We start from the raw sequence: 23,965 nt of genomic DNA, 5'->3' as shown, positions 1-23,965 counted from the left end.
TTGCGCTCAGATAATTAATTTGCAGAAGTGGTTGATAAATTCGCCTTTAATTTCTGAATTTATCTTTTTTATGTCGAAATATAGATAGAACAGTGGGGTGAGATCGCCTTGGTTGTTTTCGTTCCATGTTTCATAGCCTGCTAAGCACTGGATCACGCAGCGGGCTAATCCCGCCACCGGAGGATTTGATGTTCGGTAATGCCTCTCGATATTCCACACTTCCTCAAATTCCTGCGCGGGGATTTTCCCGGTGTTTCCTGCCGCTCTTAAATTATTTATATTAGTCAGGCTTTCTTTTAGACGGCGTAGTGCTTCATTGGTATCCTTGTCGGTCTTCACTATTCGGTCAATCGTGTTTGACACTAGGGCCGCAAAGTGATCCCTAATGCTTTCCAATGAAATGTTGTTTTTAAGCAACATGGCTTCAAGGGTGTCGATGTCGTCCATCTCTTTGTTAGTAATCATTCTATAGCTTATGTCCTCAGCTTTTAGGAATAAGTTTGCCAGATTTTGTTTCCTGGATTAATGGTCTAGTTCATATGCTTCAATGTCATTACCAACCACATAGCAAAGACCAAGCTCGCGAACCTCTTCAAGTGTCGCGGGATCCTCGTCATCCGTGAAAACGCCATCAACGTCGATGCACCATACGTCCTCAAATCTCAGTAGTTTCACTCCGGAGCTAATCGACTGAAACTGATTGCCTCTGACCTTTACGTTTAGCTCTTTCACGTCATGCATGATGATCCGCACGTTCCGCCACACGTTGTCATTGAGACTGTGGTTCCGAGCGTAGAACATAATCTTAACCGCAAGCGCACCTCCCTCTGGGTAGAAGTACTCGAACGAAACAATCAAACCATCATCAAATCGGTGGTAGTCTTCAAAAATCTTTTGTATCGATTCGGTGGGTTGAGGCATGGTTAATTCTCGGAATGTTGCGACCTACATTTGATGTGACATGGCCGCGTAAAATTCAGGGCGCGTAGTTGTACATGTGACGGTATGAATGCCCAGCGCGTTGGGGCTCAGTTAGCGCGTCATTGATGCAAGTACAGCTACGTTGACAGTGCTAACTTTCTCCGCCATAAGGAAGTAAAGAGCGGTCTGCAAAAAAACAAATTTCGTCCTCAATGGCGCAGCGTGTGCTCTTCAGTCATCGAGCTCATATACCTCAACCGTACGTCCAGTTACGTAGCACCGCCCAAACCTCCTGATATCCTCCATCGTTTGGGGGTCCATATTGTTATCATAAACTCCATCAATATCGATGCACCAGACGTCCCCGAATTTTAAAAGCTTTACCCCTGCGCATATAGAATAGCTTTCATTGCCCATTACATGGGAATGAAACTCTTTGACGTCCCTGACAATAATCTTGATATTCCGCCAGATATCTCCGTCCAGACTTTGGTTTCTGGCATGGAAGACCATCTCTGCGGATAGTCTTTCGCTTGGTTTACGTACGTGTCCAAACGAAAGTATCAATCCGTCATCGAATCTATGGTAGTCGTCAAAAATTTTTTTAACGTATTCGATTGAGTCGTTCATCTCATTTTCCTATGGGTTGTGAAGGCTTCAGACCTGGGGGGATTACGCTCCATTCCGAGGGGACTTGGTTTGGAGGTATATGGACTGCGCCTTTGCCGTGTGCGCTCGCCAAATCACCAGGTGGGTCTATGACATGACCATGACCGGATGGAGCTCCTTTGCCGTGTCTCTTAAAGTCAACCTGCCCTATGGCACTGCCATTTTGATCATATATAGTGTTCTGAACAGCAAATTCCCCTTTTTGATCTGTTTTTGTATAGATGGAGTTAGGTGAGGCGTCGAAATCGCGCGGTTGATTTTTACCTATGAAATGCCCGCCGACCCCACACTTACAATCAGCACTCAACCCAAACGGATCAACCCACCCCACCGGATTCGGCGCATAGGCATACAGGTTCATCCCGCCTAGCAATCCGATCGGGTCCTGGGAGATGAACCGGCCCACCTGCGGATCATAGTACCGATGGCGGTTGTAGTGCAGGCCGGTTTCTGCGTCGTGGTACTGGCCCTGAAAACGCAGCGGGTTGGTCAGCAGGTGCCGGTCGGCCCATGCGCTGCGCTGCTCGCGGACCTGGCCCCAGGCCTGGTAGTCCGCGCTCCAGGCGAGCTGGCCGTCGGGGTCGGTGAGTTCCAGTGGCGTGCCCAGGGCGTCGCAGTGGTACCAGGCGAGGGCGTCGAATGGCGGGGGCTCGGCGATGGGGCGCCACAGCGGGTCGCGGTCGAAGGCGTAGCGGGTGCCGCGGGTGTAGTCCGGCCGGGTGCGCAGTTTGATCGGCTGATGCCGGATGGCCTGGGCCACGGGCACGAAGGTGCCCGGTTCGTACACGTAGTGCACGGTGCGACCGGCGTCGCCTTCGCGGCGCTGCGGGGTGCTTTCGAACGCCAGCTGGTCGCCGTCCCAGCCGTAGAAAAAGAAGTTGCAGCCCAGCTCGCGTTCCTTGCGGCGCAGCTCCCTGAGGTTCCAGCCGGACCCCGCGGCCGGGTCCGGCCGGTGGTGCGGTCTGGACTGTTTGTACAGGCGCCGGCCCAGCGGGTCGTAGACGTATTCGATGCTCAGCCGGTCATCGACGTACCCCACCAGCCGGTCGAACAGGTCCCAGGTCAGGCGGCTGCGCCGACCGTTGTGCCAGCGGCTGATCTGGTTGCCGCGCTGGTCGTACTCGTAGTGCTGGCCGGCGTAGTCGCGCACGACGTTGTCCAGCAGGCGCTCCTGCACATGGGTCTGCTCCAGCGTGCGTCGGGTGTAGGCCAGCGGGTCGAGCAGGTTGCCGGCCGGGTCGAAGCTGAACGTCTCCTTGCCCAGCCGGCTCTGCGCGGCCAGCAGCCGACCGACCGGGTCGTACTGGTAGCTCAGGCCACCGCGCCGGCTGTCGTCCAGGTCGGTCAGCTGGCTGGCGTCGTCATAGCGGTAGACGCGCTTGAGGCTGAAACGCCCGGCGTCGCCGCCCAGCCACTGCTCCTGCAGACGTCCGGCCGGGTCCCAGCTCTGGGTCTGGCGCAGGTGGTTGCCTTGATGGCGGGCGACTTCGCGGTGCAGGTCGTCGCGCTCGTAGCCGACCAGATCGTGCGCGTCCAGGCGCAGCGCCTGCAGGTGCCCGCTGCCGTAGGTCAGCCAGCTGACCCGGTGCCCGTCGGGGCGCAACGTGGCGATGCGCTGGTTGAGCGGGTCGTACTCGTGCTCCCACACCGCGACCATTGGTTTGCCGACATCCAGGTAATACTGATGCTCGCGCTGCAGGTTGCCGGCCGAATCGTAAAACCACTGCAGGGTGCTCTGGCTGTTGTCGGCCTTCACCAGCCGCCCGTTGCCGTCGTAGGCGAAGGTTTCCCGTTGCGATTGGCTGCCTGACTGCGCGTGGCGCTCGATCAGACGGCCCGCCGGATCGAAACGCACCTCGACCGTGCGCTGGCCGTCGACCACCGCCGCCAGCGTGCCGGTCTGCTCCTCGTAGCGGTAAGCGGTGACCCGCCCGTCAAAACCGGTTTCCTGCAGCAGGCGGCCCACCGGGTCGTAGCGAAAGGCGCTGCGCCGCTGGTTTTCGTTGTCCAGCGCGACCAGCCGCCCCAGCCGGTCCCAGTGGTAGCGCAGTAGCTGATGCGCCGCGTCGATCCGCTCGGCCAGCAGGCCCGCGTCGTTGTAGAACCAGCGCGTGCGCCGCCCCAGCGGGTCGACGTGCGTCAGCAGCCGGCCTTCGGCGTCGTGCTGCAGCGATTCCTCGCTCCGGTCCGGGTGAGTGACCTTGCACAGCTGTCCGGCCTGGTACTCGTAACGGGTTGTCTGCCCCAGCGCGTCGGTAAAGGCCACCGCCTGGCCGCGCTCGTCGTAGTCCCACCGGCTGCGTTTGCCCGAGCAGTCGGTGTAGGCCAGCAGCTGCCCGGCGGGGTTGTATTCCAGGCTTTTGCTGTTGCCCTTGGCGTCCTCGACGCTGACCGGCAGTCCGGCCGGATTGTTGCGGTAACGCGTGGTATGGCCCAGCGGGTCGACAGTTTCCTGCAGATGGCCGCGCGCGTCGTAGCTGCGCAGCCACAGGCCGCCTTCGGCATCCAGGGTCTTGATCAGCCGGTCCTGATCGTCGTAGGCGTAATGCACCTGGCTGTGGTCGGCGCGAATGTGCTGCAGCAGGTTGCTGCGTTCATCGAATCGATAGCGATCGGTACTGCCGTCCGGATGCACATGGCGCACCACGTTTTTGGCGCTGTCACGGAACAGCCACTCGGAACGGCCGTCCGGGTGACGCACGCGGTAGGTGTAGCCCGACTGGTCGTAGTAGTGCCAGGTTTCCTGGCCCAGCGCATCGGTAACCACGGTCAGGCGGATGTGGGCGTCCCAGCGCAGGCGGGTGTCGAAGCTGCCGTCGTCGGCCCATTCGCGCACCGCTCTGGCGTCGGCGTCGTCGCCCTGCCATTGCAGGTTCAGGCCGCGTCCGGTGCGGTCGGTGTAGCGGGTGATCAGGTGCCGGTGGTAGCGGTATTCCCGGCTCGCGCCGTGTTCGTCTTCGGCATGGGTCAGGTCACCCGCGTCGTCGTAGCGGTAGGCGCACAGCGAGCGCCGCGGCGCGCCGTCGTGAAGCTCCCAGACGCCGGTCAGCCGACCCTGCTCGTCGACCGTGGTCTGCAGGTGGCGATGCAGCTGGGTCAGGTCGTCCTGAAAAGTGATCAGGTCCGACAGTAGCGCCTGGTCGCCGTGGCGATGTTCGTGGCGCAGCAGCAGGCCGGCGCCGTTGCTCAGCACCACCTGGCTCAGCAGGTAATGCTCGCCGTGGCGCAGGTAGGTTTCGCGGCGGTCCTGGCCCCGGCACAGCACCAACTGGTCGTCATCGACGTGGATCAGCGTCAGGTACTCGATGGCGTCGAAGTGGAACCCGCCCGCCCTGGGCAGGGGCCAGGCATGGCTGCGTCCGTCGGCATCGTGAAAGGTCAGCCGGTCCTTGACCCGCTCGATGCGCGCGGTGAACGGCGTGATCCAGCGCGCGCCCAGCCAGCCCGTGTCGTAGGCGCTCAGGCGCGAGTCGTAGGTGCGCGTCCAGTCCAGCGCAAACGGGCCGGGCAGGCTGAAGTCGCGATGGCTGAAGGATTCCGAGCCCAGGGCGAAGTTGATGCGGTTCGCGGTGCTGGCGCAGGCGCAGTTCTTGTCGTCCCTGGCGCGGCCAGTCGCGGGCTTCTGCTGGCCAACCACGCCCAGCTGGCCTTCCGGGGCTTCGCGTCGGGCCTGGCTGGTCGTGTCCGGTTTGACCTGGGTGGCCTGACCATTTTTCAAACGCCCCTTGCGCGCGGCAACCGCCGTGGCGATGGCCTGCACCAGCCCGGCAATCGAGTGCTTGCCGCTCACATCCTTGAGCACCGCCATTCGGGCTTTGAGCTCCGGCACTAGGTCGCGCAGTGCCTGGGCCTGACGGGCGATGGCCGGTCTGGCCTGGTCGGGCAGCAGCTGGCTGGCCTGATTGGCGAGACCTTTACCGGCCGCCACATAGGCCTGACCGACCGCCGAGAAGATGTTGCTGATGGAGGTGCTGGGGTTGTGCAGCAGCTGGTCGGTGGCCTCGCTGGCGAGCCGGAAGGCCTGATTGCGATTGCCCTGCGCATCGAGCTGGCCGTCCACCGCTTTGACCAGCCCGTCGGCGATCTCGTTGAGCATCTGGCCGCCCAGATCGGCCGCTTCGTCCAGCAGCGGGCCGATCCGTTTCTGCGCCTGCTGGACAAAATCGTCCAGCTCGCCGACCTGGGTGGCATTCAGATGGCCGATCAGGATCTGGATCAGCACATCACTGAGCAGCCCCTTGGGATTGCGTGCCAGTTCCTGACGCACCAGCGCCAGCATCGGCCGCAGGCTCATGCGGGCCGCGGCGGTGGCGGGCGGCAGCGGCAGCACGCCGATCAGGTTAATGCCCAGGCTCGCCCACAGCAGCAGGTCTTCAGGCCCGGCCTCAGCCAGGCTGGCAAGATCGCCCAGCGCATCGACCAGCGCCATGATGTTGCCCACCACCGGCAAGGCACCGGCGACCAGCTGGATCCGTTCGAGGTTGACCCAGCCGCCGCTGACCTCATCGAGCCAAGCCTCGAATCGGGCGGCGCCCGCGCCCACGTCGTCCATGCTGATCAGGTTCAGCGGGACGATGGCGATTTGAGGTTCGGAGGGCGGAACAGCGGTTACATCTGCAGTCATCGATTTTTCTCGCCGGTCGGCAGGGCAGGGGTGTTCAAGGCGTCGGGGAAGGAGGGCGTTGCAAGCTGAGCGAAGTCTTTGGTAGGCCGGGCGCTGTTGAGCGCTCTGTCGATCAATGGCCGCACGACCGTTGGGATATCGCCGGCGTCCGGCAGCGCTGGCGGCCAGGCGCTGGACGCAACCTGGCTGCTCGGCGACCACGTGTCCGACGGGTCACCGCCGAAAATCACCTGCGCCGGCCCTGGAGCTGCGCCCGCTACCCTTGCGAAACCCTTGGCGTCGAGCGTGCCTGTGTGGCGCATACCCAGTGCGTCGGTCACCTCGAAAGCGCCAGCGTTGATGCCGCGCTGACTCGCGTAACGGTTGAACAGCTCCAGCGCGCCTTGGCCGGGTTCGGGCGGTTCCGGGAACGAAGCCGTGGTGCTTTTGACGCCCGTCCAGACGTGGTTCGCCGCATGAACGGTGTGCGGGCCAGCCGTCGCCTGAGTGATGCCGCCAGCGTTCCAGGTGGTGGAACTGCCGCCGCCCTGGATGACCAGTTCAGTCTTGGCTGACAGGGTGATTCGATCCGCACTGACGGTGACGTTGAGCCTGGCGAGCAGGTTGATGCTGTCTTTCAACGCCCGGATGTCGATATCGCCTGACGCCGCCACCAGACGCCAGCCCATGCTCTGCACGAACAGGCGCATGCCGCGGCTGGCACTGGCCAACAAGCGTTTGCCCACAGACAGGCTGGTGTGGCCGGTGCTGCTCAGCGCCAGATGTTCGCCGGTTGCGATATGGCTTGAACCGGATGCAGTGAGTGCAATGCCGGCGGGGCTGGCTACGACCAGATGCGGCGCGCGGAACTCCGGGAAATGACCGCCGCCCGAGTGGTTCGCGCCGATGCCTGCGATGTCTTGATGCTGGGAATGCAGCGCCTTAGCGACTTCATCCTGATCGCCGCTGTCCTGTGCCAGGCAGTGGCGAGCCTCCATGGCGATACCGTCCTGCTGGTCGCACGCCGTTGCCAGGCGCTCGGTGGTCTCGGGTAGATCGAGGTGATGCTTCGCCGCATTGAAGCGCGGCTCGGTGGTGATCAGCAGACCCGCGCCGGCTCGAATCGCACCGTGAAGATCCGTGCGCAATTCAATACCCTGGCCCCTCGGCTCGCCGCCCGAGGATCGTGGGTGGGTGAGGTAACCAAGGCTGATGGCGCTCGCGCCATGGTCGCTGCGAAGTGCGATGCTGATCTGATTGGTAGAGTCATCGATAAGCAGCTCGCTGCTGCGGCTGCCCCGGTACTCCTTGCTGTGGAGGGTGGTCAGAGCCTTCAGGTCCGGCAATTTGTAAGGGGGGCGGTTGACGCCGTTATAGAGGCAGCCGGTGATCAGCGGCTGGTCGGGATCGCTTTCCAGAAAGCTGACCAGCACTTCCATGCCGACCCTGGGCAGGGCGATGCTTCCCAGCTGTTGCCCGGCCCAATTGGATGCCACGCGTACCCAGCAGCTGCTGTGCTCGTCGCGCTGGCCGTCCCGATCCCAGAAGAATTGCACCTTGACCCGGCCATGCGCGTCGCAGTGGATTTCTTCGTCTTTTGGCCCGGTGACCACTGCATTTTGTGCGCCCAGGACCTTGGGCTTTGGATGCTTGAGCGGCGGGCGGTGCGCCACATCCCAGGGCGTCGCCGAAAACCGGTTGCGGTAACCCTGCTCCAAGGTGTTGGCAACATCGGGCTCGAAGTCGGTCTGTTCCTCCGCAACCTGTGGTTGCCTGCCTTCGTGATGGATTTCGGTGAGCAACCAAAGATCGTTCCACACATCGACAGCGTGCCCGGTCAGCTCAAGAAAGTGGCCGGTGACCAGCGCGGGCTGGTCGCTCTGGCCGTCAGCAAGCAGAAAGTCGCTGCGATGGCGTTCGAGCGCCCGAGTGGCGAGATGCTCGCCGCGCGTGCGGCTCGTGAAATGGCCGGGGTAGTCATAATCCTCAAGGTCAGGTTTGGCACTGCTGCGCGCCTCGCTCTGCAGCGCGAAGTGGGGATGGGCAAAGTCATGGTCACGCCGGGTCACACGACCCGTGCGAGTCGTCAGGCGCACGCCGAAATGGCTGACGGTGGGCTCTTGGGCAACCATGCCAACCCTGGGATGGAAGGGGGTCGGCGCAAGCTTGCGAAAGACTGTCTGGTTGTCGCCGAACACCAGCAAATGGCGGTCGCTGCTGTGCTGGAAGTGGTAATGAATGCCTTCTTCTTCGCACAAGCGCTGGATGAATTGCAGGTCCGACTCGTCGTACTGAACGCAGTAATCGCGTACAGGATAGGGTTTGGGCAGATGAAACACGTAAGCATCGGCGAGGATGCCGTGGTCTTTGAGCACCAGCGCGATGATCTGGGCAACGGTCTTGTGCTGGAAAATTCGCTGGTTGATGCGGTGCGCCAGATAAGCGAGGCGTGGACGCAGTGTCAACCGATAGCGGGTGAGCCGTGGCCCGCTCTCCCTACGGGCAATGCTGTAGATCTGCCCGTGAAACCCAGTCGCTTGCTCGCAGGTCTGCAGAAACGCCAGCTGATGCAGCAAGGCTTCGAGATCCAGCTTGTGGTTTTTGCTGACCAGATCCAGTTCAAACGAATAGGGCTGATTGAGCGCTTCGTGACCGGTGAATGCCAGAACCTGCAATTCGCTTTCGGCGCCTGTGATGAACAGGCGAAACGGTGACTGATCGGGTGAGGAAAACTGTCTGGACATAAGCTCTTTGCTGGCTGCTGAAACACGAGGCGAGGCCGCCCTTCGGTTATCTGTGCATTTCAATAAGCGAGCCAGAAAATAAAAAAGCTTTTAAATCAGACGGATAGAATTTTGGTGTTCTGAAAACAGCGTTTTTTTCGCGTGAAACCCGCAAAAACCGCGCAAGAGCTTGCGCAACCCGCGCAAATTGTTGCGCACGGGCTGTGGAGGCTAGGGAAACCGAGGCGTGTGAGGGTTAGAGGGGGGAGAAATCGGCCCAACTGCTGTGCAAGAAGTTGCGCAGTCGGCAAAAGAGATCAGTGACCTGTCAGCATGTGCTGATGCGGCCCCGGCAGCGTCCACAAACCAAACAGGATCACCAGCAAACCGCCTGCCATGCGGACGCCGCGTTTACGCAGCAGGGCAGTGCTGCGTTCGGCTGCAAGGCCGGTTGCCAGCAAGATCGGCCAGGTGCCGAGCCCGAACGCCAGCATCAGCAACCCGCTGTGCACAGCGTTGCCCTGGCTGGCGGCCCAGAGCAGCGTGCTGTACACCAGACCGCAAGGCAGCCAGCCCCAGAGTCCGCCAAGCAGCAGGGCCCGCGGCACCGTCGACACCGGCAGCAGACGCCCGGCGACCGGCTGGATCAGACGCCAGAGGCCGCGGCCCAACTGCTCGATGCGGGTCAGGCCGCTCCACCATCCGGCGAGGTAGAAACCCATGGCAATCAACAACAACGCAGCAGCCACGCGCAGACCCGTTGCCCCGGGGCTGCTGGCAACCGCCCAGCCCAGCACGCCGATCAGCAGGCCGGTCGCGGCGTAACTGAGCACCCGGCCCAGGTTGTAGGCCAGCAATAACCGCAGGCGGCGACCGCGCTGTTCCAGCGGAATCGCCAGGGTCAGCGCCCCCATCAACCCGCCACACATGCCCAGGCAGTGGCCACCGCCGAGCAGGCCGAGGATGAACGCCGATAACAACTGCGGGGCAAGCTCAAGCATGGCAACACGACGTCTGAATGCCGGTTGCAGAACACGGCAGGTCGGGCAGGGCGCCAGGCTCAAGCATTGGGCCTGGCCTCGTCGTCTTTTGACTTGCCCGCGGTTTCGTCCACGGCGGCCTGGTGTCGGGGGTCCTGATCGTCGAACAGAATGCTGTGCGCGGGCCCTTCGAGGTCGTCGTACTGACCGCTGTCCACCGCCCAGAAGAAGACATAGATCGCGATTGCCACCAGCAGCAGCGCCGCGGGAATCATAATGTAGAGCGCGGGCATTGGACCTCCGGGAGCATCAGTCGGGTGCCGGGCGAAGCCGCCGGCTCTGGCTGGCGTGTCAGGCGCAAGGCGTTGAGCACGACGATCAGCGAACTGACGGACATGCCGACGGCGGCCCAGACTGGCGTCACCCAGCCCAGCGCCGCGAACGGCAACATGAGGCCGTTGTACAGCCCGGCCCACAGCAGATTTTCAATGATCACGCGCCGCGTGCGCCTCGCCAGACTGAAGGCCGCGACCAAGGCGTCGAGACGGTTGGAAAGCAGCACGGCGTCCGCGTTGGTCTTGGCCAGATCAGTGGCCGAACCCATCGCCACGCTGATGTCCGCCGCCGCCAGCACCGGCACGTCGTTGACCCCATCACCGAGCATCAACACTTTTCGTCCTTGTTGGTGCAGCCGCTGCAGGCAGGCCAGCTTGTCGGCCGGGCGCAGACCGCCGCGGGCTTCGTCGATGCCTAAGTGCTCGGCGACATGGACCACCATCGGAGAGCTGTCGCCGGACAGCAGCAGGGTTTTCCAGCCGCGTTCCTGGCAGGCCCGCACCAGGGGCGCGGCGTCAACGCGCAGTCGGTCATCCAGTACCAGCCATGCCAGCGGGCCTCGTTGGTCGCCGAGCAGTAGCCATTGACCGAGCCTGTCGGCAGGCATTGGTGGAATATCACTGGCGCTCAGGTCGCAGACAAAACCAGGTTCGCCGATGCGCACCTGTTGGCCATCGACCCAACCGGTCAGCCCCGACCCCGGCGTGCTGGTCACTTCTTCGGCTGCTATCGGCGCGCGGCCGAACGCCTGGGCAATGGGATGTTCGGAGCGGTTTTCCAGCGCGGCTGCCAGCGCCAGGCAGCGGTCGGCGTTCAGATCCCCAAGCACCTGGATGCTGCGCAATGTCAGGCGGCCCTCGGTCAGGGTGCCGGTCTTGTCGAAGATCACCGTGTCGATCCGGTTCAAGCCTTCGAGCACATGCCCTCGGGTCAGCAACAGGCCGAGCCGGTGCAAGGTACCGGTCGCGGCGGTGAGTGCGGTCGGCGTGGCGAGCGAAAGGGCGCACGGGCAGGTGGCGACCAACATTGCAAGCACGACCCAGAACGCGCGGCCTGCATCCAGATACCACCACAGCGCGCCGATCAGCGCCGCCGCCAGCAGCGAGAACAAAAGGAACCATTGCGCGGCGCGGTCGGCGATTTGCGCCAGCCTCGGCTTCTGGGTCTGGGCCCGGTCCAGGAGTCGCACAATGGCTGACAGACGCGTGTCATGGCCCAGCGCGCGGACGCGGATTGTCAGCGCACTTTCGATATTCAAGGTGCCAGCGGTGACCGTGTCGCCTGTATTGCGGACTTGTGGCAGGTATTCGCCAGTCAACAGGGACTCGTCGATGCTCGACCGCCCCTGGACAATCCGGCCATCGGCGGGAATCACAGCGCCGGGCTGGACCAGGATCAGGTCATCCAGCCGCAGTTCGCGCAACAGGATGCGCTCGCTCTGGCCTTGTTCATTCAGACGCAGGCAGGAGGCTGGCAGCAGGTTGACCAGCTGTGCCGTGGCAGCTGCGGTGCGCGCCCGTGCGCGACGTTCCAGATAACGACCGGCGAGCAGAAACAGTGCGAACATGCCGACGGCATCGAAATACAACTCACCCCTGCCAGTAACTGCGGTCCAGATCCCCGCGAGGTACGCGAGGCCGATCGCCAGCGAGACCGAAACATCCATGGTCAGATGGCGGCTGCGCAAGTCCCGCATCGCCCCTCGGAAGAACGGCGCGCAACTGTAGAAGACGATGGGCGTGGTCAGAAACAGCGCAACCCAGCGCAGGATGATGTGCATTTCGGCGCTGAGGTCGATGTTGAATTCCGGCCAGGTCGCCATGGTCGCCATCATGGCCTGGAACCACAGCAGACCGGCCACGCCCAGCTGGCGTAGCGCCAGGCGATTGTCCGCGGCCAGTTGCTCGCTGGCGCGGTCGGCCTGCCAGGGATGCGCGGCGTAGCCGATTCTGCGCAGCTCCTTGAGCAGCTGGCTCAACGGCAGCCGGCTCTGGTCCCAGCGGACGTGCAGGCGCTGGTTGGACAGGTTCAGTTGCGCCTCGCTCATGGCCGGCAGGCGCTGCAAATGGCGCTCGATCAGCCAGCCGCAGGCGGCGCAACTGATGCCCTCGATCAACAGTGTGGTTTCCGACTGCGTGCCTTCTCGCCGCACGAATGTCGACTGCACATCCGGGCGGTCGTACAGCTGCTGCTCATCAAGCAGTTGCGACGGCAACTGCTGCGGATTGGTCGAGCGTTCGCCCCGATGGCTGTAATAGCTTTCCAGACCTCCGGCGACAATGGCCTGGGCGACGGCCTGGCACCCTGGGCAGCACAGCTCGCGGGTTTCCCCGAGTACGAGGGCTGTGAACCGGCTGCCGGGCGGAACGGGCAGGGCGCAGTGATAGCAGGGGACGGGAGTGGTCATTGCGAATAGGAAACTTCCAGAAGTAGGAATGCCGGTCCGGCATCGGCGGTCATCGACCGGGACCTTGCGCGCCTTGCAACGGCTCGTCGCCCAGGCTCAGGTCAACGCCGTGGCGGATCTGCTCTTCCTCGAACAGTCGCCAGGTCTGAGCACCCTCTACGCCGAGGATTTCGATGAAGCGTCGGCCTTCAACCCTGTCCTGAAGCTGGCCGATGTAGCGCGCGGTGTCGGAGCTGCTCCGGGTCAGAAATACCCGGCGATCCTTGTCCGGCTGGGTCGGTGAGATCAGGTTCATTTCCAGTCGTTCGGGCCGGCTGCTGCCGCTCAGACGCAGCTCGGCTTCACCGGTCAGCTCGTCCAGATGCACCCGCGCGCGCAGTTGCAGGGTCTCGGCCAGCAGCTCGCGATTCAGCGAGCGATTGATGCCCTTGCCGGCTTCGTAATAGTTGTCATTGACCAGATTGTCCGGGTTGTTGATGGCGATAGCCACCATCGTCAGGCTCAGGGTCACCGAGCAGGTCAGGATCCCGATCAGGATCCATGGCCAGAGGTGTCTGTACCAGGGGCTTGAAGCGGTCGCAGCGTTCATGAGCGTTTTCCGGCCTGTTTCTAGCGCAGCTGCGGGCCGATGAATCGGCTGCGGGCTTCGATGTGAGTGTCGGCGTCATCGACATCCCGCAGGATAAAGGTGACTTCGTTGGTGCTCGATGGCAGTTTTTCCGGGGCGCTGGACAGCTCCACCGGCATGCTGAAAATATCGCCGGCCGCCACCCTGAATTCTCGCCGTCCCTGCAGTTTCAGATCGGGCAGCCCGCGAGCCTCCAGAATGTAGGTGTGGTCGGCCTGATCCTTGTTCATCACTTTGAGGCTGTAGACGTTCTCGATCCGGCCTTCGGCATTTTCCCGGTAAAGCACGCGGTCCTTGGTGACATCGAAACCGACCAGTGAGCGACTTACAAAGGCAGCGGCCAGCAGCCCGATCATCAGCAGCAGCACCAGCGCATAGCCAATCAGGCGCGGGCGCAACTTGCGGGTGACCTGGCCTGACAGGTTGTGTTCGGTGGTGTAGCTGATCAGGCCGCGCGGGTAGTTCATCTTGTCCATGATGTTGTCGCAGGCGTCGACGCACGCCGCGCAACCGATGCATTCCACTTGCAGGCCGTCGCGAATGTCGATGCCGGTCGGACAGACCTGGACACACATGGTGCAATCGATGCAGTCGCCCAGCCCCTGAGCCTTGTAATCGGCATCCTTCTTGCGCGGACCACGCCGCTCGCCACGGCGCGGGTCGTAGGAAACGATCAGGGTGTCCTTGTCGAACATCACGCTCTGAAACCGCGCGTACGGGCACATGTAGACGCAGACCTGTTCGCGCAGCCAGCCCGCATTGCCATAAGTGGCAAGGGTGAAGAACGCGACCCAGAAATACGCCCAGCCATCCGCCTGCCCTGTGAACAGCTCGATGCACAGTTGGCGGATAGGGGAAAAGTAACCAACGAATGTCAGCCCGGTGGCAAAGCCGATCAACAGCCACAGGCTGTGCTTGGCGGTCTTGCGAAGGATCTTGTCGGCGCTGGGCGGCGCATTGTCGAGCTTGATGCGCTGGTTGCGATCACCTTCGGTGACCTTCTCGCACCACATGAATATCCATGTCCATACGCTTTGCGGGCAGGTGTAGCCGCACCATACGCGGCCCGCGTAAACGGTAATGAAAAACAGGCCGAACGCGGCAACGATGAGGATGCCCGACAGCAGAATGAAATCCTGCGGCCAGAATGTCGCGCCGAAGATGTAGAACTTGCGTTCCGGCAGGTTCCACCACACCGCCTGATGCCCGCCCCAGTTCAGCCAGACCGTGCCGAAATAGATCACGAACAGCAGCGCCCCGCCGACCATGCGCAGATTGCGGAACAGCCCCGTGAACGCGCGGGTGTAGATCTTTTCGCGAGGGGCGTAAAGGTCGACGATCTCACCATCTTTTTTGGCAGGCGGGGTGATGTTGTGTACCGGAATCTGATTGCTCATCGGTGCGTCCCACGGCAGTGGAAATATGCCCCGGCCAGTACCTGCCGGCCGGGGTCAGAATCTTTGTCTTGTGCAGTTCATGATACGCCCGGCGTTATACCTCACGGTGCGACCTTTGGCCGCTTTGAGTCCTGACGACATGTCGTTCAGGTGATCTGGGTCAATGGACACGCTAATTATGGCCGGTTCTCAGTCAAGCGTGGCCGCGTAGCTTGCCGGTTCTTCGTTGAGCCGGCTGACCCATGGGTTCAGCAGCGGAACCTTGCAGTGTTGAAAGTCAGCCACATTGCGGGTCACGACCGTCATGCCGTGAACAAGCGCGGTGGCCGCAATCAACGCGTCGGTGTCGCTGCGCGGATCGGGGATGTGCAACTGAGCGCAACGTCGCGCGACAACGGCGTCCACGGCCAGGATGCGTCCGGCGAAAGCCTTTGACACATGGTGGTCCAGCCATGTCCTGAGTAACGCGCCCTGAGCCCGGTCGCGGCGCTCGATTCGCAGCACACCGGTTTCCAGCTCCATGAGGGTAATGGCCGATATGAACATGCAGGAAGGTGAGTGGGCTTTGGCCCACCTCACCACGTGGCTGTCGGCGTTACGCTTTCTGAGTTCGGAGATGACGTTGGTGTCCAGCAGGAACATCAGTAGAGATCCACCGGACGAGCGACGATATTCGCGCGTGTCGGTTCGAACTCAATGTCGGGGCCGGAGGGCATGGCCAGCAGGTCGGCCAGACTCACATTCTGGTCGGTCAGCTGACGATAATCCTCGATGCTGAGCAACACATAAGCCGGACGGCCCCGATCTGTGATGAACACAGGACCTTCGGCCGCGGCCTTTTTGGCACCGCTGGTGTCCTGATTGAATTCGCGGCTGGTGTAGGTAACGGTCATGTGGCAATCCTCCTTGGCTGACGACGCTGACTTCGACTTCGACTTCGACGTTGGCTTGGCACCTGCTTCAGGGCGGAGCGTGGCGAAGTCAGCAATTCGCAAAGTCTAGGCGTGTAGCAACGTGGCTACAAGTCGGAAAATTCATCAGCACATGACAGCGGCGTCCGCCGGAGTTCGAATGGTGTTTCAGCGCGTCCCGCCAGTCACTCCGTCTCGGCAGGCTCTTCCTTATGCGAAAGGCTATAAACGTACGCGGCCAGCAGATGCACCTTGTCATTGCCTTGCATAGCCTCCTGAGCAGGCATCTGGCCCTGGCGACCGTAGCGAATCGTCTGCTGCAGTTGCGCGAAGCTTGAGCCGTAGATGTACGCCGCCGGCAGCGTCAGGTCCGGAGCGCCCATGGCGACGGTGCCCTTGCTGTCGGCGCCGTGACAGGCCACGCAGTTGGCGGCGAAGATCTTCTGTCCGGCGGCCGGGTCGGCCTTGGCATCCGCTGGCAGTTTGCGACCGTCCATGCGCGTCAGCACAAATGCCGATACGTCACGAACACCTTGCTCGCCCAGCACTTCGCCCCATGCCGGCATGACCGCGTGGCGTCCGCCCAGGATGGTGGTCTTGATCGCCTGCGCTTCGCCGCCCCAGCGCCAGTAATCGTCGGTCAGGTTAGGGAAGCCGTAGGCGCCCTTGGCGTCCGAGCCATGGCAGACCGAGCAGTTGGAGGCGAACAGCCGGCCGCCCATTTTCAGGGCCTGCGGGTCCTGCGCGACGTCCTCGATGGGCATTGCCGCGTAGCGGGCGAAAATCGGCCCGAACCGGGCCTCCGCGCGGGCCATTTCCTTTTCCCACTCATGAACACCGGTCCAGCCGGTCTGCCCGTCGGCGAACGGCGTCTGCTTTTCGCGATCGACGTAGGCGTAGCCCGGCAGCAATCCGCGCCAGTCGCCCAGCCCTGGATACAACGCCAGATAGCCCAGGGCGAATATGATGGTGCCGATGAACAGCATGAACCACCATCGGGGCAGCGGGTTGTCGTACTCCTCGATCCCGTCGAAGGAGTGCCCGACCGTTTCTTCGGTCGACTCTTTGCGCTGGCCTTTCTGGGTGGCGAGCAGCAGCCAGGTCAGGGCGATGATAGTGCCCAGGGTCAGAACCGTGACATACAGGCTCCAGAAGGTGCTCATGGCTGGTCGCTCCCGGAATCCTTGGTCTGTTGCTGCGCTTTATGTTTCTGGATCTTGCGCGCTGCTTCAGGGTCGTCGGCGAACGGCAGCATGGTCGCGTCGTCGAACTCGGCCTTGCGTCTGGGGCTGAATACCCAGAGCGCCAGACCAATGAAGGCCACCATCACTATCAGCGTGCCCAGGCCCCGAATCGTTCCAATGTCCATGCCGGTCACCGTTTGCTTTTGATCAGCGTGCCCAGGCCCTGCAGATAGGCGACCAGAGCATCCATTTCAGTCTTGCCGCTGACGGCAGCGGCAGCGCCGGCGATGTCTTCGTCGGTATAAGGCGTGCCGAGCGAGCGCAGCACTTCGAGCTTCTTCGCGGTCTGCTTGCCGTCCAGAACCTTTTCGACCAGGAAGGGGTAAGCCGGCATCTTGGATTCGGGCACCACATTGCGCGGGTTGTAGAGGTGGGCGCGATGCCAGTCATCCGAGTATCGACCGCCAACTCGCGCCAGGTCCGGACCAGTGCGCTTGGAGCCCCACAGAAACGGGTGATCCCAGACGCTTTCGCCGGCCACCGAATAATGCCCGTAGCGCTCGGTCTCGGCGCGGAACGGGCGGATCATCTGCGAATGGCAGCTCACGCAACCGTTGGCGATGTACACGTCACGGCCTTCGACTTCCAGCGCGGTGCGCGGCTTCATGCCTTCGATCGGCCGCGTGGTCACGTCCTGGAAGAACAGCGGCACGATCTGGGTCAGACCGCCGACGCTGACCGCGATGACCATGAAGAACGCCAGCAGGCCGATATTGCGTTCGAGCGCTTCATGTTTCATCCATGCGCTCCCACAGTGGCGATCTGCGCCGCTTCCTCAGCGGCCACCGGATCGGAGGCCAGCACGGTGCGCCCCACATTCCACGCCATCAACAGCATGCCACTGGTGAAAAACGCGCCGCCGATAGCCCGGACGACGAAGCCCGCGTGGCTGGCCTGCAACGCTTCGACAAATGAATACGTCAGCGTGCCGTCGTCGTTGATTGCCCGCCACATCAGGCCTTGAGTGATGCCGTTGACCCACATCGAGGCGATGTACAGTACGGTGCCGATGGTGGCGAGCCAGAAGTGCGCGTTGATCAGGCCGATGCTGTGCATCTGCGGGCGACCGAATACCTTCGGGATCATGTGATACACCGCGCCGATGGAAATCATCGCCACCCAGCCCAGCGCGCCGGCATGCACGTGGCCGATGGTCCAGTCGGTGTAGTGCGACAGCGAGTTCACCGTCTTGATCGCCATCATCGGCCCCTCGAAGGTCGACATTCCGTAGAAGGCGAGCGAGACCACCAGGAACCTCAGGATCGGGTCGGTGCGCAACTTATGCCAGGCACCCGAGAGCGTCATCATGCCGTTGATCATCCCGCCCCAGCTCGGCGCCAGCAGGATGATCGACATGACCATGCCCAGCGACTGCGCCCAGTCCGGCAGCGCGGTGTAATGCAGATGGTGCGGACCTGCCCAGATGTACAGGGTAATCAGCGCCCAGAAGTGAACGATGGACAACCGATACGAATAGATCGGCCGCTCGGCCTGCTTGGGCACGAAGTAGTACATCATCCCGAGAAACCCGGTGGTCAGGAAAAAGCCTACGGCGTTATGGCCGTACCACCACTGGATCATGGCGTCCGTCGCACCGGAATAGGCCGAGTAGGATTTGAACAGGCTGACCGGCAGTGACATGTGGTTGACGATGTGCAGCATGGCGGTGACGACGATGAATGCGCCGTAGAACCAGTTGCCGACGTAGATGTGTCTGGTCTTGCGCTTGACGATGGTGCCGAAAAACACAGCGCCGTAGGTGATCCATACGATGGCCAGCAGGATCGCGATGGGCCATTCGAGTTCGGCGTACTCCTTGGTGGTGGTGTAGCCCATCGGCAGGGTAATGATCGCGCTGAGAATCACTGCCTGCCATCCCCAGAATGTGAAGGCCGCCATGCGGTCGGAGATCAGGCGGGCCTGGCAGGTTCGCTGCACCACATAATAGGAGGTGCCGAACAGCGCGCAGCCGCCGAAGGCGAAGATCACCAGGTTGGTGTGCAGGGGTCGCAGGCGTCCGAAGGTGGTCCATTCCAGATCGAAATTCAGCTCGGGCCAGACCAGTTGGCAGGCGATGAAAACGCCCAGCATCATGCCCACGATTCCCCAGACCACCGTCATGATGGCGAACTGGCGGACGACCCTGTAGTTGTACGCGATAGGGCTGGTTGCAGTGCTCATGTCGGGTTCCACAGTCAGGTTATTTTTGTTGGTAAACCCGGACGCAGGCACCGGCAGGACACAAGATCCACAGCCCTGCGCAAGCAGGGCGATGCTGTCACCGGTCGTGTTGCTGCGGCCCTTGTGACACGTGCTGCGCCTGCGTCTTCGTCAGGCTTGTGTCACAGCGGACCGAAAAGCGGGGGCAGGCCTGGCAAACGAGGCACCGGGGTGTCGACCATCGGCAACGTGCAGGCGCGAATCCGGCAGGCAATTGAGGCCTGCTCGATAGCGCCGGCGCGGGCGTGGGACACGTCTTTCGGTTATTCGGCCTGTGACCAGCGATAGCCAGTCCACTGTCCGGAAGCTTAGTCGCGAAAGACCGGTGTGGGAAGACAGAAGCATGGAGGGTGCGACACTTCGTCGCGGGCGCTGAAAAGATTTCGCACCCCGTTGCGGGGTGCGGAATCTGGCAGGTACCACCGAAGCTGCATATTACTGTGACGGCATTTCCGCTTCGAGGAGTTGATCAGGACTCCTAGAAAGGCTGTACACATAGGCGGCCAGCACTTGCACCTTGTCATTGCCCAACAAATTGGCCTGAGCAGGCATATGACCCTGGCGACCAAGACGAATGGTCTGTTGCAGTTGCGCAAGGCTGGTGCCGTAGATGTAACCACCCGGCTGTGTGAGGTCAGGTGCACCCATCGCCGCGACACCGGTACCTGTGGAACCATGACAGGCTACGCAAGTGGAACTGAACACTTGCTGTCCGGCGGCAAGGTCCGCGTCGTGCTGCGTCGGCAACGGCAGACGTGCCAGGCTGCCGCGCACGTAAGCGGCAACGTTCTTGACACCTTCTTCCCCGATCACCGGCCCCCAGGCCGGCATGGCGGCGACGCGCCCGGCCATGATCGTGGCCTTGATCGTGTCGGCCTGACCGCCCCAGCGCCAGTTGGCATCGGTGAGATTGGGGAAGCCGTAACCGCCCTTGGCGTCCGAGCCATGACACACCGAGCAATTCGAAGCGAACAGACGGGCGCCCATCTTCAGTGCCTGCGGGTCCGTGGCGACCTGTTCCACCGGCATGGCCGCATAGCGTGCGAAGATCGGCCCGAACTTCGCGTCGGCACGGGCCATTTCCTTTTCCCATTCATGAGCGCCGGTCCAGCCGTTCTGGTAACCGGGCAGGAGGCCCTTCCAGTTACCCAGCCCCGGGTAGAGCAGCAGGTAGCCGACGGCAAATACCAACGTGGCGGCGAACAATATGAACCACCACTGCGGCAGCGGATTATCGTACTCCTCGATGCCGTCGAAGCTGTGGCCCATGGTCTGATCGGTGCTGCCCTTGGTCTCGCCCTTGCGCGTGCCGATCAGCAGCCAGGTCAGCCCGACGAGGCTGCCAAGTGTCAGCGCACTGATGTAGATACTCCAGAAAGTGGTCATGACCGGCTGCTCCGCATGGCAGGTTGTTGCGGTTGTTTTTGCGGCTCGCTGGCAGTTGCCTGCGGCTCGTCGGCAAACGGCGCCATGCGTGCTTCGGCGAAATCCGCGTTGCGCTTGCTGCTCGATACCCAGAGGGACATCCCCAGGAAAGCGATTGCCACGATCAGCGTGCCCAGGCCGCGCAGGTCTCCAATGTCCATGGCGTTACCTCTTGCTCTTGATGGAAGTGCCAAGCACTTGCAGGTAGGCGACCAGCGCGTCCATTTCGGTCTTGCCCTTGAGGCTGGCGACGGCGCCGTCGATGTCGGCCTGGGTGTACGGCACGCCAAGCGTGCGCATTGCGCGCAGCTTGGTCTGCGTGTTGCTGCTGTCTACCTGGGCGCTGACCAGCCATGGGTACGCGGGCATTTTCGATTCAGGCACCACGTTGCGCGGGTTGTACAAATGGGCGCGGTGCCAGTCGTCCGAGTAGCGCGCGCCAACCCGGGCCAGGTCCGGGCCGGTGCGCTTGGAACCCCACAGGAAGGGATGGTCCCAGACACTTTCGCCGGCTACCGAGTAGTGCCCGTAGCGTTCGGTTTCGGCGCGAAACGGTCGCACCATCTGCGAGTGGCAGCCCACGCAGCCTTCACGGATATAAATGTCGCGGCCTTCGAGTTGCAGCGCGGTGTATGGCTGCATGCCTTCGACCGGCGTATTAGTGACGTCCTGAAAGAACAGCGGCACGATCTGGGTCAGGCCGCCGACGCTGACGGCGAGCACCATCAGGATCATCAGCAACGTCACGTTTTTTTCGATGACTTCGTGATTCATGGTCAGCTCCTCAGGCCATCTGCGCGGCAGCGTTCAGTTTGGCGGCGCTGGACGCCCGCACGGTACGCCAGGTATTCCAGGCCATCAGCAGCATGCCCAGCAGGAAAACGGCGCCGCCGGCCAGCCGCACGATAAAGCCGGGATGGCTGGCCTGCAGGGCTTCGACGAAGGAGTAGGTCAGGGTGCCGTCGTCGTTGATCGCTCGCCACATCAGGCCTTGGGTTATGCCGTTGACCCACATCGAAGCGATGTACAAGACGGTGCCGATGGTGGCGAGCCAGAAGTGCGCGTTGATCAGGCCGATGCTGTGCATCTGCGGGCGACCGAAGACTTTCGGGATCATGTGGTACAACGCGCCGATGGAGATCATCGCCACCCAGCCCAGAGCGCCGGCATGCACATGGCCGATGGTCCAGTCGGTGTAGTGGGAAAGGGCGTTGACGGTCTTGATGGCCATCATCGGCCCCTCGAACGTCGACATGCCGTAGAACGCCAGCGATACGACGAGAAAGCGCAGGATCGGGTCGCTGCGCAATTTATGCCACGCGCCCGACAGCGTCATCATCCCGTTGATCATCCCGCCCCAGCTGGGCGCCAGCAGAATCAGCGACATGACCATGCCCAGCGACTGCGCCCAGTCGGGCAGCGCGGTGTAGTGCAGGTGGTGCGGGCCGGCCCAGATATAGAGGGTGATCAGCGCCCAGAAGTGAACGATGGATAGCCGATAGGAGTACACCGGACGTTCGGCCTGCTTGGGCACGAAGTAATACATCATCCCCAGAAAGCCTGCGGTCAGAAAAAAACCTACCGCGTTATGGCCATACCACCATTGCACCATCGCGTCGGTCGCGCCCGCGTACAGCGAGTACGACTTTGTCAGGCTGACCGGCAGTTCCAGGTTGTTGACGATATGCAGCAGCGCCACGGTCAGGATGAATGCGCCGAAGAACCAGTTGCCGACGTAGATGTGTCGGGTGGTGCGGCGGGCGAGGGTGCCGAAGAACACGACGGCATAGGCGACCCAGACCACGGCGATCAGGATGTCGATGGGCCATTCCAGTTCGGCGTATTCCTTGGATGTGGTGTAGCCCAGCGGCAGAGTAATGGCGGCCAGCACGATCACCAGTTGCCAGCCCCAGAACGTGAACGCGGCCAGCTTCGGCAGGAACAGGCGGGTCTGGCAGGTGCGCTGCACCGAATAGTACGAGCTGGCAAACAGCGCGCAGCCGCCGAAGGCGAAAATCACCGCATTGGTATGCAGCGGGCGCAGGCGGCCGAAGCTTGTCCATGGCAGATCGAAATTGAGTTCCGGCCAGACCAGCTGCGCGGCCAGGAAAACGCCAAGTCCCATCCCGACAATCCCCCAGAACACCGTCATAATGGCGAACTGGCGGACCACCTGATAGTTATAGGCGGGGCTATGAGTTGTGTTCATTGAAGTGTGTTTCCCATCCAGCTTGGTCGGGGGCCACTGGCACGCGGTTATGGTTCCGGGTTCGTGGCAGATTCATCAGAAGCGAGGCAAGCATGAGCAATGGTCAACAGCCCGGTATTGACGGGGGTCAATGCGTACAACTGGCTCAGGACAACGGCTGGCTGTGGTCGGCTGGGCGGGTGATTGAAGGGCGCGAGCCAGTGACACTGATTCTGGCGCACGGCGCAGGCGCGCCGATGGACAGCGAGTTCATGAACGACATGGCGCAACACCTCGCGGCAGAAGGAGTGAGCGTGATGCGCTTCGAGTTTCCCTATATGGCCCAGCGCCGCACCGGAGGCAACAAACGGCCTCCCAATCAGCAGGCACAACTGCTCGATTGCTGGCGCGAAACCTATGCTCGGCTGCGACCTCATGTCGCTGGCCGTCTGGCCATTGGCGGCAAGTCGATGGGCGGGCGGATGGCGAGCCTGATCGCCGAAGAGCTGCATGCTGATGCACTGGTGTGTCTGGGGTATCCCTTTCATCCGGCAGGCAAACCGGAGAAAACCCGGGTTGCGCACCTGAAGGACCTGAAAACGCCCGCCCTGATTGCTCAGGGTGAGCGCGATGCATTGGGAGCCCGGGAAGAAGTCGAAGGTTACGAGCTATCGGCCGCGATCAGGCTGCACTGGATTCCCACCGCCAATCACGACCTCAAGCCACTCAAAAGCGCAGGTGTCAGTCATGCCCAATGTCTGCAGGCCTGTGCCCGCAGCATCGCCGAATTCCTTGGCGCGTGAGTCACTGACATTGCACCTCGAACACGCCGTCGGTGACCTCGAAGTCGACGGCCGAAATACTGAAGCTGAATTCTCCCCGCAGCCGCTGGGTCTTGGGGTCCGCCTCGTGCAACGTGAAAACGCCGCTCTGAAAATGCGCCGAATGGTAGATCACACTCTGCCAGTGCGGCGTTTCGTTGTAGACCACTTTGATTCGGTCATGACCGATCAGGTTGTGCGAACCGGGTCTGAGGTCGTGATCGAAAAACAGACCGATGCTGGTGCGCTTGTGGCCGACCTTGCCGTCGGCAATGACTTTCCATATCCAGTGGTTTGGCGTATGCGCAAGCTCCGGGCGCAGTGTCAGTTTGCCTATCAGCGAGGAGATGATCAGGGGCCGGCCATTGACCTGCGCCTGGAACGTACCTTCGCATGGCGGCAGACGGACATAGCGTTTGGTGGGGATGACGGGGTGGCGCATGGTCTGGCTCTTGGGGCTTCGAAACAGGTTGGCTGTGCACCCTTGCGCAA

Annotated in this window: 22 protein-coding genes; 1 reads left to right on the top strand and 21 read right to left on the bottom strand. The window is 61.9% G+C overall.

What is annotated here, in order from left to right; translation table 11 throughout:
- Window positions 1-6 precede the first annotated feature (6 nt).
- The 20 genes from J3P77_RS14900 to ccoN (J3P77_RS14805) all read right to left on the bottom strand — a co-directional run bounded on the left by J3P77_RS14900 (window position 7) and on the right by ccoN (J3P77_RS14805) (window position 22,673).
- The gene (locus J3P77_RS14900) at window positions 7-465 is read right to left on the bottom strand and encodes a hypothetical protein (RefSeq protein WP_434677373.1); all 459 of its coding nucleotides are present in this window, start codon (window positions 463-465) and stop codon (window positions 7-9) included.
- A 57-nt stretch (window positions 466-522) separates the two neighbouring features.
- The gene (locus tag J3P77_RS14895) at window positions 523-921 is read right to left on the bottom strand and encodes a hypothetical protein (RefSeq protein WP_434677372.1); all 399 of its coding nucleotides are present in this window, start codon (window positions 919-921) and stop codon (window positions 523-525) included.
- Window positions 922-1,152: 231 nt separating this feature from the next.
- The gene (locus J3P77_RS14890) at window positions 1,153-1,551 is read right to left on the bottom strand and encodes a hypothetical protein (RefSeq protein ID WP_434677371.1); all 399 of its coding nucleotides are present in this window, start codon (window positions 1,549-1,551) and stop codon (window positions 1,153-1,155) included.
- A 1-nt stretch (window position 1,552) separates the two neighbouring features.
- Window positions 1,553-6,214: an RHS repeat-associated core domain-containing protein gene (locus J3P77_RS14885; RefSeq protein ID WP_434677370.1), complete on the bottom strand. Its 4,662-nt coding sequence runs from the start codon at window positions 6,212-6,214 to the stop codon at window positions 1,553-1,555.
- Complete coding sequence (tssI, locus tag J3P77_RS14880) at window positions 6,211-8,937, bottom strand: type VI secretion system tip protein TssI/VgrG (protein WP_434677369.1); 2,727 nt, start codon at window positions 8,935-8,937, stop codon at window positions 6,211-6,213. The genes J3P77_RS14885 and tssI overlap by 4 nt, the downstream gene beginning before the upstream one ends.
- A gap of 296 nt (window positions 8,938-9,233) precedes the next feature.
- Entirely contained in the window at window positions 9,234-9,917 is a 684-nt protein-coding gene (locus J3P77_RS14875) for a sulfite exporter TauE/SafE family protein (RefSeq protein WP_434677368.1), read from the bottom strand.
- Window positions 9,918-9,976: 59 nt separating this feature from the next.
- Window positions 9,977-10,189, bottom strand: a complete 213-nt coding sequence (gene ccoS / locus J3P77_RS14870) for a cbb3-type cytochrome oxidase assembly protein CcoS (RefSeq protein WP_434677367.1) — start codon at window positions 10,187-10,189, stop codon at window positions 9,977-9,979.
- A complete protein-coding gene (locus J3P77_RS14865) occupies window positions 10,168-12,639 on the bottom strand; it encodes a heavy metal translocating P-type ATPase (RefSeq protein WP_434677366.1) in 2,472 nt (823 codons plus the stop codon). The genes ccoS and J3P77_RS14865 overlap by 22 nt, the downstream gene beginning before the upstream one ends.
- A gap of 49 nt (window positions 12,640-12,688) precedes the next feature.
- A complete protein-coding gene (locus J3P77_RS14860) occupies window positions 12,689-13,228 on the bottom strand; it encodes a FixH family protein (RefSeq protein ID WP_434677365.1) in 540 nt (179 codons plus the stop codon).
- Between the two features lie 20 nt (window positions 13,229-13,248).
- Window positions 13,249-14,664 (bottom strand): cytochrome c oxidase accessory protein CcoG, encoded by a 1,416-nt coding sequence (gene ccoG / locus J3P77_RS14855; protein ID WP_434677364.1) that lies wholly within the window; start codon window positions 14,662-14,664, stop codon window positions 13,249-13,251.
- Window positions 14,665-14,853: 189 nt separating this feature from the next.
- Window positions 14,854-15,306 carry a type II toxin-antitoxin system VapC family toxin gene (locus J3P77_RS14850; RefSeq protein ID WP_434677363.1) on the bottom strand — a complete coding sequence of 151 codons (453 nt, stop codon included), beginning with the start codon at window positions 15,304-15,306 and terminating at the stop codon, window positions 14,854-14,856.
- A complete protein-coding gene (locus tag J3P77_RS14845; protein WP_434677362.1) occupies window positions 15,306-15,557 on the bottom strand; it encodes a type II toxin-antitoxin system Phd/YefM family antitoxin in 252 nt (83 codons plus the stop codon). The genes J3P77_RS14850 and J3P77_RS14845 overlap by 1 nt, the downstream gene beginning before the upstream one ends.
- Window positions 15,558-15,760: 203 nt before the next feature.
- Window positions 15,761-16,738, bottom strand: a complete 978-nt coding sequence (gene ccoP, locus J3P77_RS14840) for a cytochrome-c oxidase, cbb3-type subunit III (RefSeq protein ID WP_434677361.1) — start codon at window positions 16,736-16,738, stop codon at window positions 15,761-15,763.
- Window positions 16,735-16,944 (bottom strand): cbb3-type cytochrome oxidase subunit 3, encoded by a 210-nt coding sequence (locus tag J3P77_RS14835; protein ID WP_434677360.1) that lies wholly within the window; start codon window positions 16,942-16,944, stop codon window positions 16,735-16,737. The genes ccoP (J3P77_RS14840) and J3P77_RS14835 overlap by 4 nt, the downstream gene beginning before the upstream one ends.
- Window positions 16,945-16,949: 5 nt before the next feature.
- Entirely contained in the window at window positions 16,950-17,558 is a 609-nt protein-coding gene (gene ccoO, locus J3P77_RS14830; RefSeq protein ID WP_434677359.1) for a cytochrome-c oxidase, cbb3-type subunit II, read from the bottom strand.
- The gene (gene ccoN / locus J3P77_RS14825; RefSeq protein WP_434677358.1) at window positions 17,555-19,000 is read right to left on the bottom strand and encodes a cytochrome-c oxidase, cbb3-type subunit I; all 1,446 of its coding nucleotides are present in this window, start codon (window positions 18,998-19,000) and stop codon (window positions 17,555-17,557) included. The genes ccoO (J3P77_RS14830) and ccoN (J3P77_RS14825) overlap by 4 nt, the downstream gene beginning before the upstream one ends.
- A 474-nt stretch (window positions 19,001-19,474) precedes the next feature.
- Window positions 19,475-20,425, bottom strand: a complete 951-nt coding sequence (gene ccoP / locus J3P77_RS14820; protein WP_434677357.1) for a cytochrome-c oxidase, cbb3-type subunit III — start codon at window positions 20,423-20,425, stop codon at window positions 19,475-19,477.
- Window positions 20,422-20,625 (bottom strand): cbb3-type cytochrome oxidase subunit 3, encoded by a 204-nt coding sequence (locus tag J3P77_RS14815; protein ID WP_434677356.1) that lies wholly within the window; start codon window positions 20,623-20,625, stop codon window positions 20,422-20,424. Before J3P77_RS14815 ends, ccoP (J3P77_RS14820) begins: the two co-directional genes overlap by 4 nt.
- A 4-nt stretch (window positions 20,626-20,629) precedes the next feature.
- Window positions 20,630-21,238: a cytochrome-c oxidase, cbb3-type subunit II gene (ccoO, locus tag J3P77_RS14810; RefSeq protein WP_434677355.1), complete on the bottom strand. Its 609-nt coding sequence runs from the start codon at window positions 21,236-21,238 to the stop codon at window positions 20,630-20,632.
- Between the two features lie 10 nt (window positions 21,239-21,248).
- Entirely contained in the window at window positions 21,249-22,673 is a 1,425-nt protein-coding gene (gene ccoN, locus J3P77_RS14805) for a cytochrome-c oxidase, cbb3-type subunit I (RefSeq protein ID WP_434677354.1), read from the bottom strand.
- Window positions 22,674-22,765: 92 nt separating this feature from the next.
- On the opposite strand from ccoN (J3P77_RS14805), the gene J3P77_RS14800 reads away from it, so the two are divergent.
- A complete protein-coding gene (locus J3P77_RS14800; RefSeq protein WP_434677353.1) occupies window positions 22,766-23,455 on the top strand; it encodes an alpha/beta family hydrolase in 690 nt (229 codons plus the stop codon).
- A gap of 1 nt (window position 23,456) precedes the next feature.
- On the opposite strand, the gene J3P77_RS14795 is transcribed toward J3P77_RS14800, so the two are convergent.
- Window positions 23,457-23,915 carry a hypothetical protein gene (locus J3P77_RS14795; RefSeq protein ID WP_434677352.1) on the bottom strand — a complete coding sequence of 153 codons (459 nt, stop codon included), beginning with the start codon at window positions 23,913-23,915 and terminating at the stop codon, window positions 23,457-23,459.
- Between the last annotated feature and the right edge of the window lie 50 nt (window positions 23,916-23,965).

Source organism: Pseudomonas sp. R1-18 (genome assembly GCF_051132095.1).
Taxonomy (GTDB): domain Bacteria; phylum Pseudomonadota; class Gammaproteobacteria; order Pseudomonadales; family Pseudomonadaceae; genus Aquipseudomonas.
The sequence above is the reverse complement of the archived record's forward strand: the minus strand, read 5'-3'. Positions and strand labels throughout refer to the sequence as shown.

What these genes read in the sequence shown, in the direction of transcription:
- J3P77_RS14900 (WP_434677373.1), bottom strand. Translation starts at nt 465, where the DNA reads ATGATTACTAACAAAGAGATGGACGACATCGACACCCTTGAAGCCATG.
- J3P77_RS14895 (WP_434677372.1), bottom strand. Translation starts at nt 921, where the DNA reads ATGCCTCAACCCACCGAATCGATACAAAAGATTTTTGAAGACTACCAC.
- J3P77_RS14890 (WP_434677371.1), bottom strand. Translation starts at nt 1,551, where the DNA reads ATGAACGACTCAATCGAATACGTTAAAAAAATTTTTGACGACTACCAT.
- J3P77_RS14885 (WP_434677370.1), bottom strand. Translation starts at nt 6,214, where the DNA reads ATGACTGCAGATGTAACCGCTGTTCCGCCCTCCGAACCTCAAATCGCC.
- tssI (WP_434677369.1), bottom strand. Translation starts at nt 8,937, where the DNA reads ATGTCCAGACAGTTTTCCTCACCCGATCAGTCACCGTTTCGCCTGTTC.
- J3P77_RS14875 (WP_434677368.1), bottom strand. Translation starts at nt 9,917, where the DNA reads ATGCTTGAGCTTGCCCCGCAGTTGTTATCGGCGTTCATCCTCGGCCTG.
- ccoS (WP_434677367.1), bottom strand. Translation starts at nt 10,189, where the DNA reads ATGCCCGCGCTCTACATTATGATTCCCGCGGCGCTGCTGCTGGTGGCA.
- J3P77_RS14865 (WP_434677366.1), bottom strand. Translation starts at nt 12,639, where the DNA reads ATGACCACTCCCGTCCCCTGCTATCACTGCGCCCTGCCCGTTCCGCCC.
- J3P77_RS14860 (WP_434677365.1), bottom strand. Translation starts at nt 13,228, where the DNA reads ATGAACGCTGCGACCGCTTCAAGCCCCTGGTACAGACACCTCTGGCCA.
- ccoG (WP_434677364.1), bottom strand. Translation starts at nt 14,664, where the DNA reads ATGAGCAATCAGATTCCGGTACACAACATCACCCCGCCTGCCAAAAAA.
- J3P77_RS14850 (WP_434677363.1), bottom strand. Translation starts at nt 15,306, where the DNA reads ATGTTCCTGCTGGACACCAACGTCATCTCCGAACTCAGAAAGCGTAAC.
- J3P77_RS14845 (WP_434677362.1), bottom strand. Translation starts at nt 15,557, where the DNA reads ATGACCGTTACCTACACCAGCCGCGAATTCAATCAGGACACCAGCGGT.
- ccoP (WP_434677361.1), bottom strand. Translation starts at nt 16,738, where the DNA reads ATGAGCACCTTCTGGAGCCTGTATGTCACGGTTCTGACCCTGGGCACT.
- J3P77_RS14835 (WP_434677360.1), bottom strand. Translation starts at nt 16,944, where the DNA reads ATGGACATTGGAACGATTCGGGGCCTGGGCACGCTGATAGTGATGGTG.
- ccoO (WP_434677359.1), bottom strand. Translation starts at nt 17,558, where the DNA reads ATGAAACATGAAGCGCTCGAACGCAATATCGGCCTGCTGGCGTTCTTC.
- ccoN (WP_434677358.1), bottom strand. Translation starts at nt 19,000, where the DNA reads ATGAGCACTGCAACCAGCCCTATCGCGTACAACTACAGGGTCGTCCGC.
- ccoP (WP_434677357.1), bottom strand. Translation starts at nt 20,425, where the DNA reads ATGACCACTTTCTGGAGTATCTACATCAGTGCGCTGACACTTGGCAGC.
- J3P77_RS14815 (WP_434677356.1), bottom strand. Translation starts at nt 20,625, where the DNA reads ATGGACATTGGAGACCTGCGCGGCCTGGGCACGCTGATCGTGGCAATC.
- ccoO (WP_434677355.1), bottom strand. Translation starts at nt 21,238, where the DNA reads ATGAATCACGAAGTCATCGAAAAAAACGTGACGTTGCTGATGATCCTG.
- ccoN (WP_434677354.1), bottom strand. Translation starts at nt 22,673, where the DNA reads ATGAACACAACTCATAGCCCCGCCTATAACTATCAGGTGGTCCGCCAG.
- J3P77_RS14800 (WP_434677353.1), top strand. Translation starts at nt 22,766, where the DNA reads ATGAGCAATGGTCAACAGCCCGGTATTGACGGGGGTCAATGCGTACAA.
- J3P77_RS14795 (WP_434677352.1), bottom strand. Translation starts at nt 23,915, where the DNA reads ATGCGCCACCCCGTCATCCCCACCAAACGCTATGTCCGTCTGCCGCCA.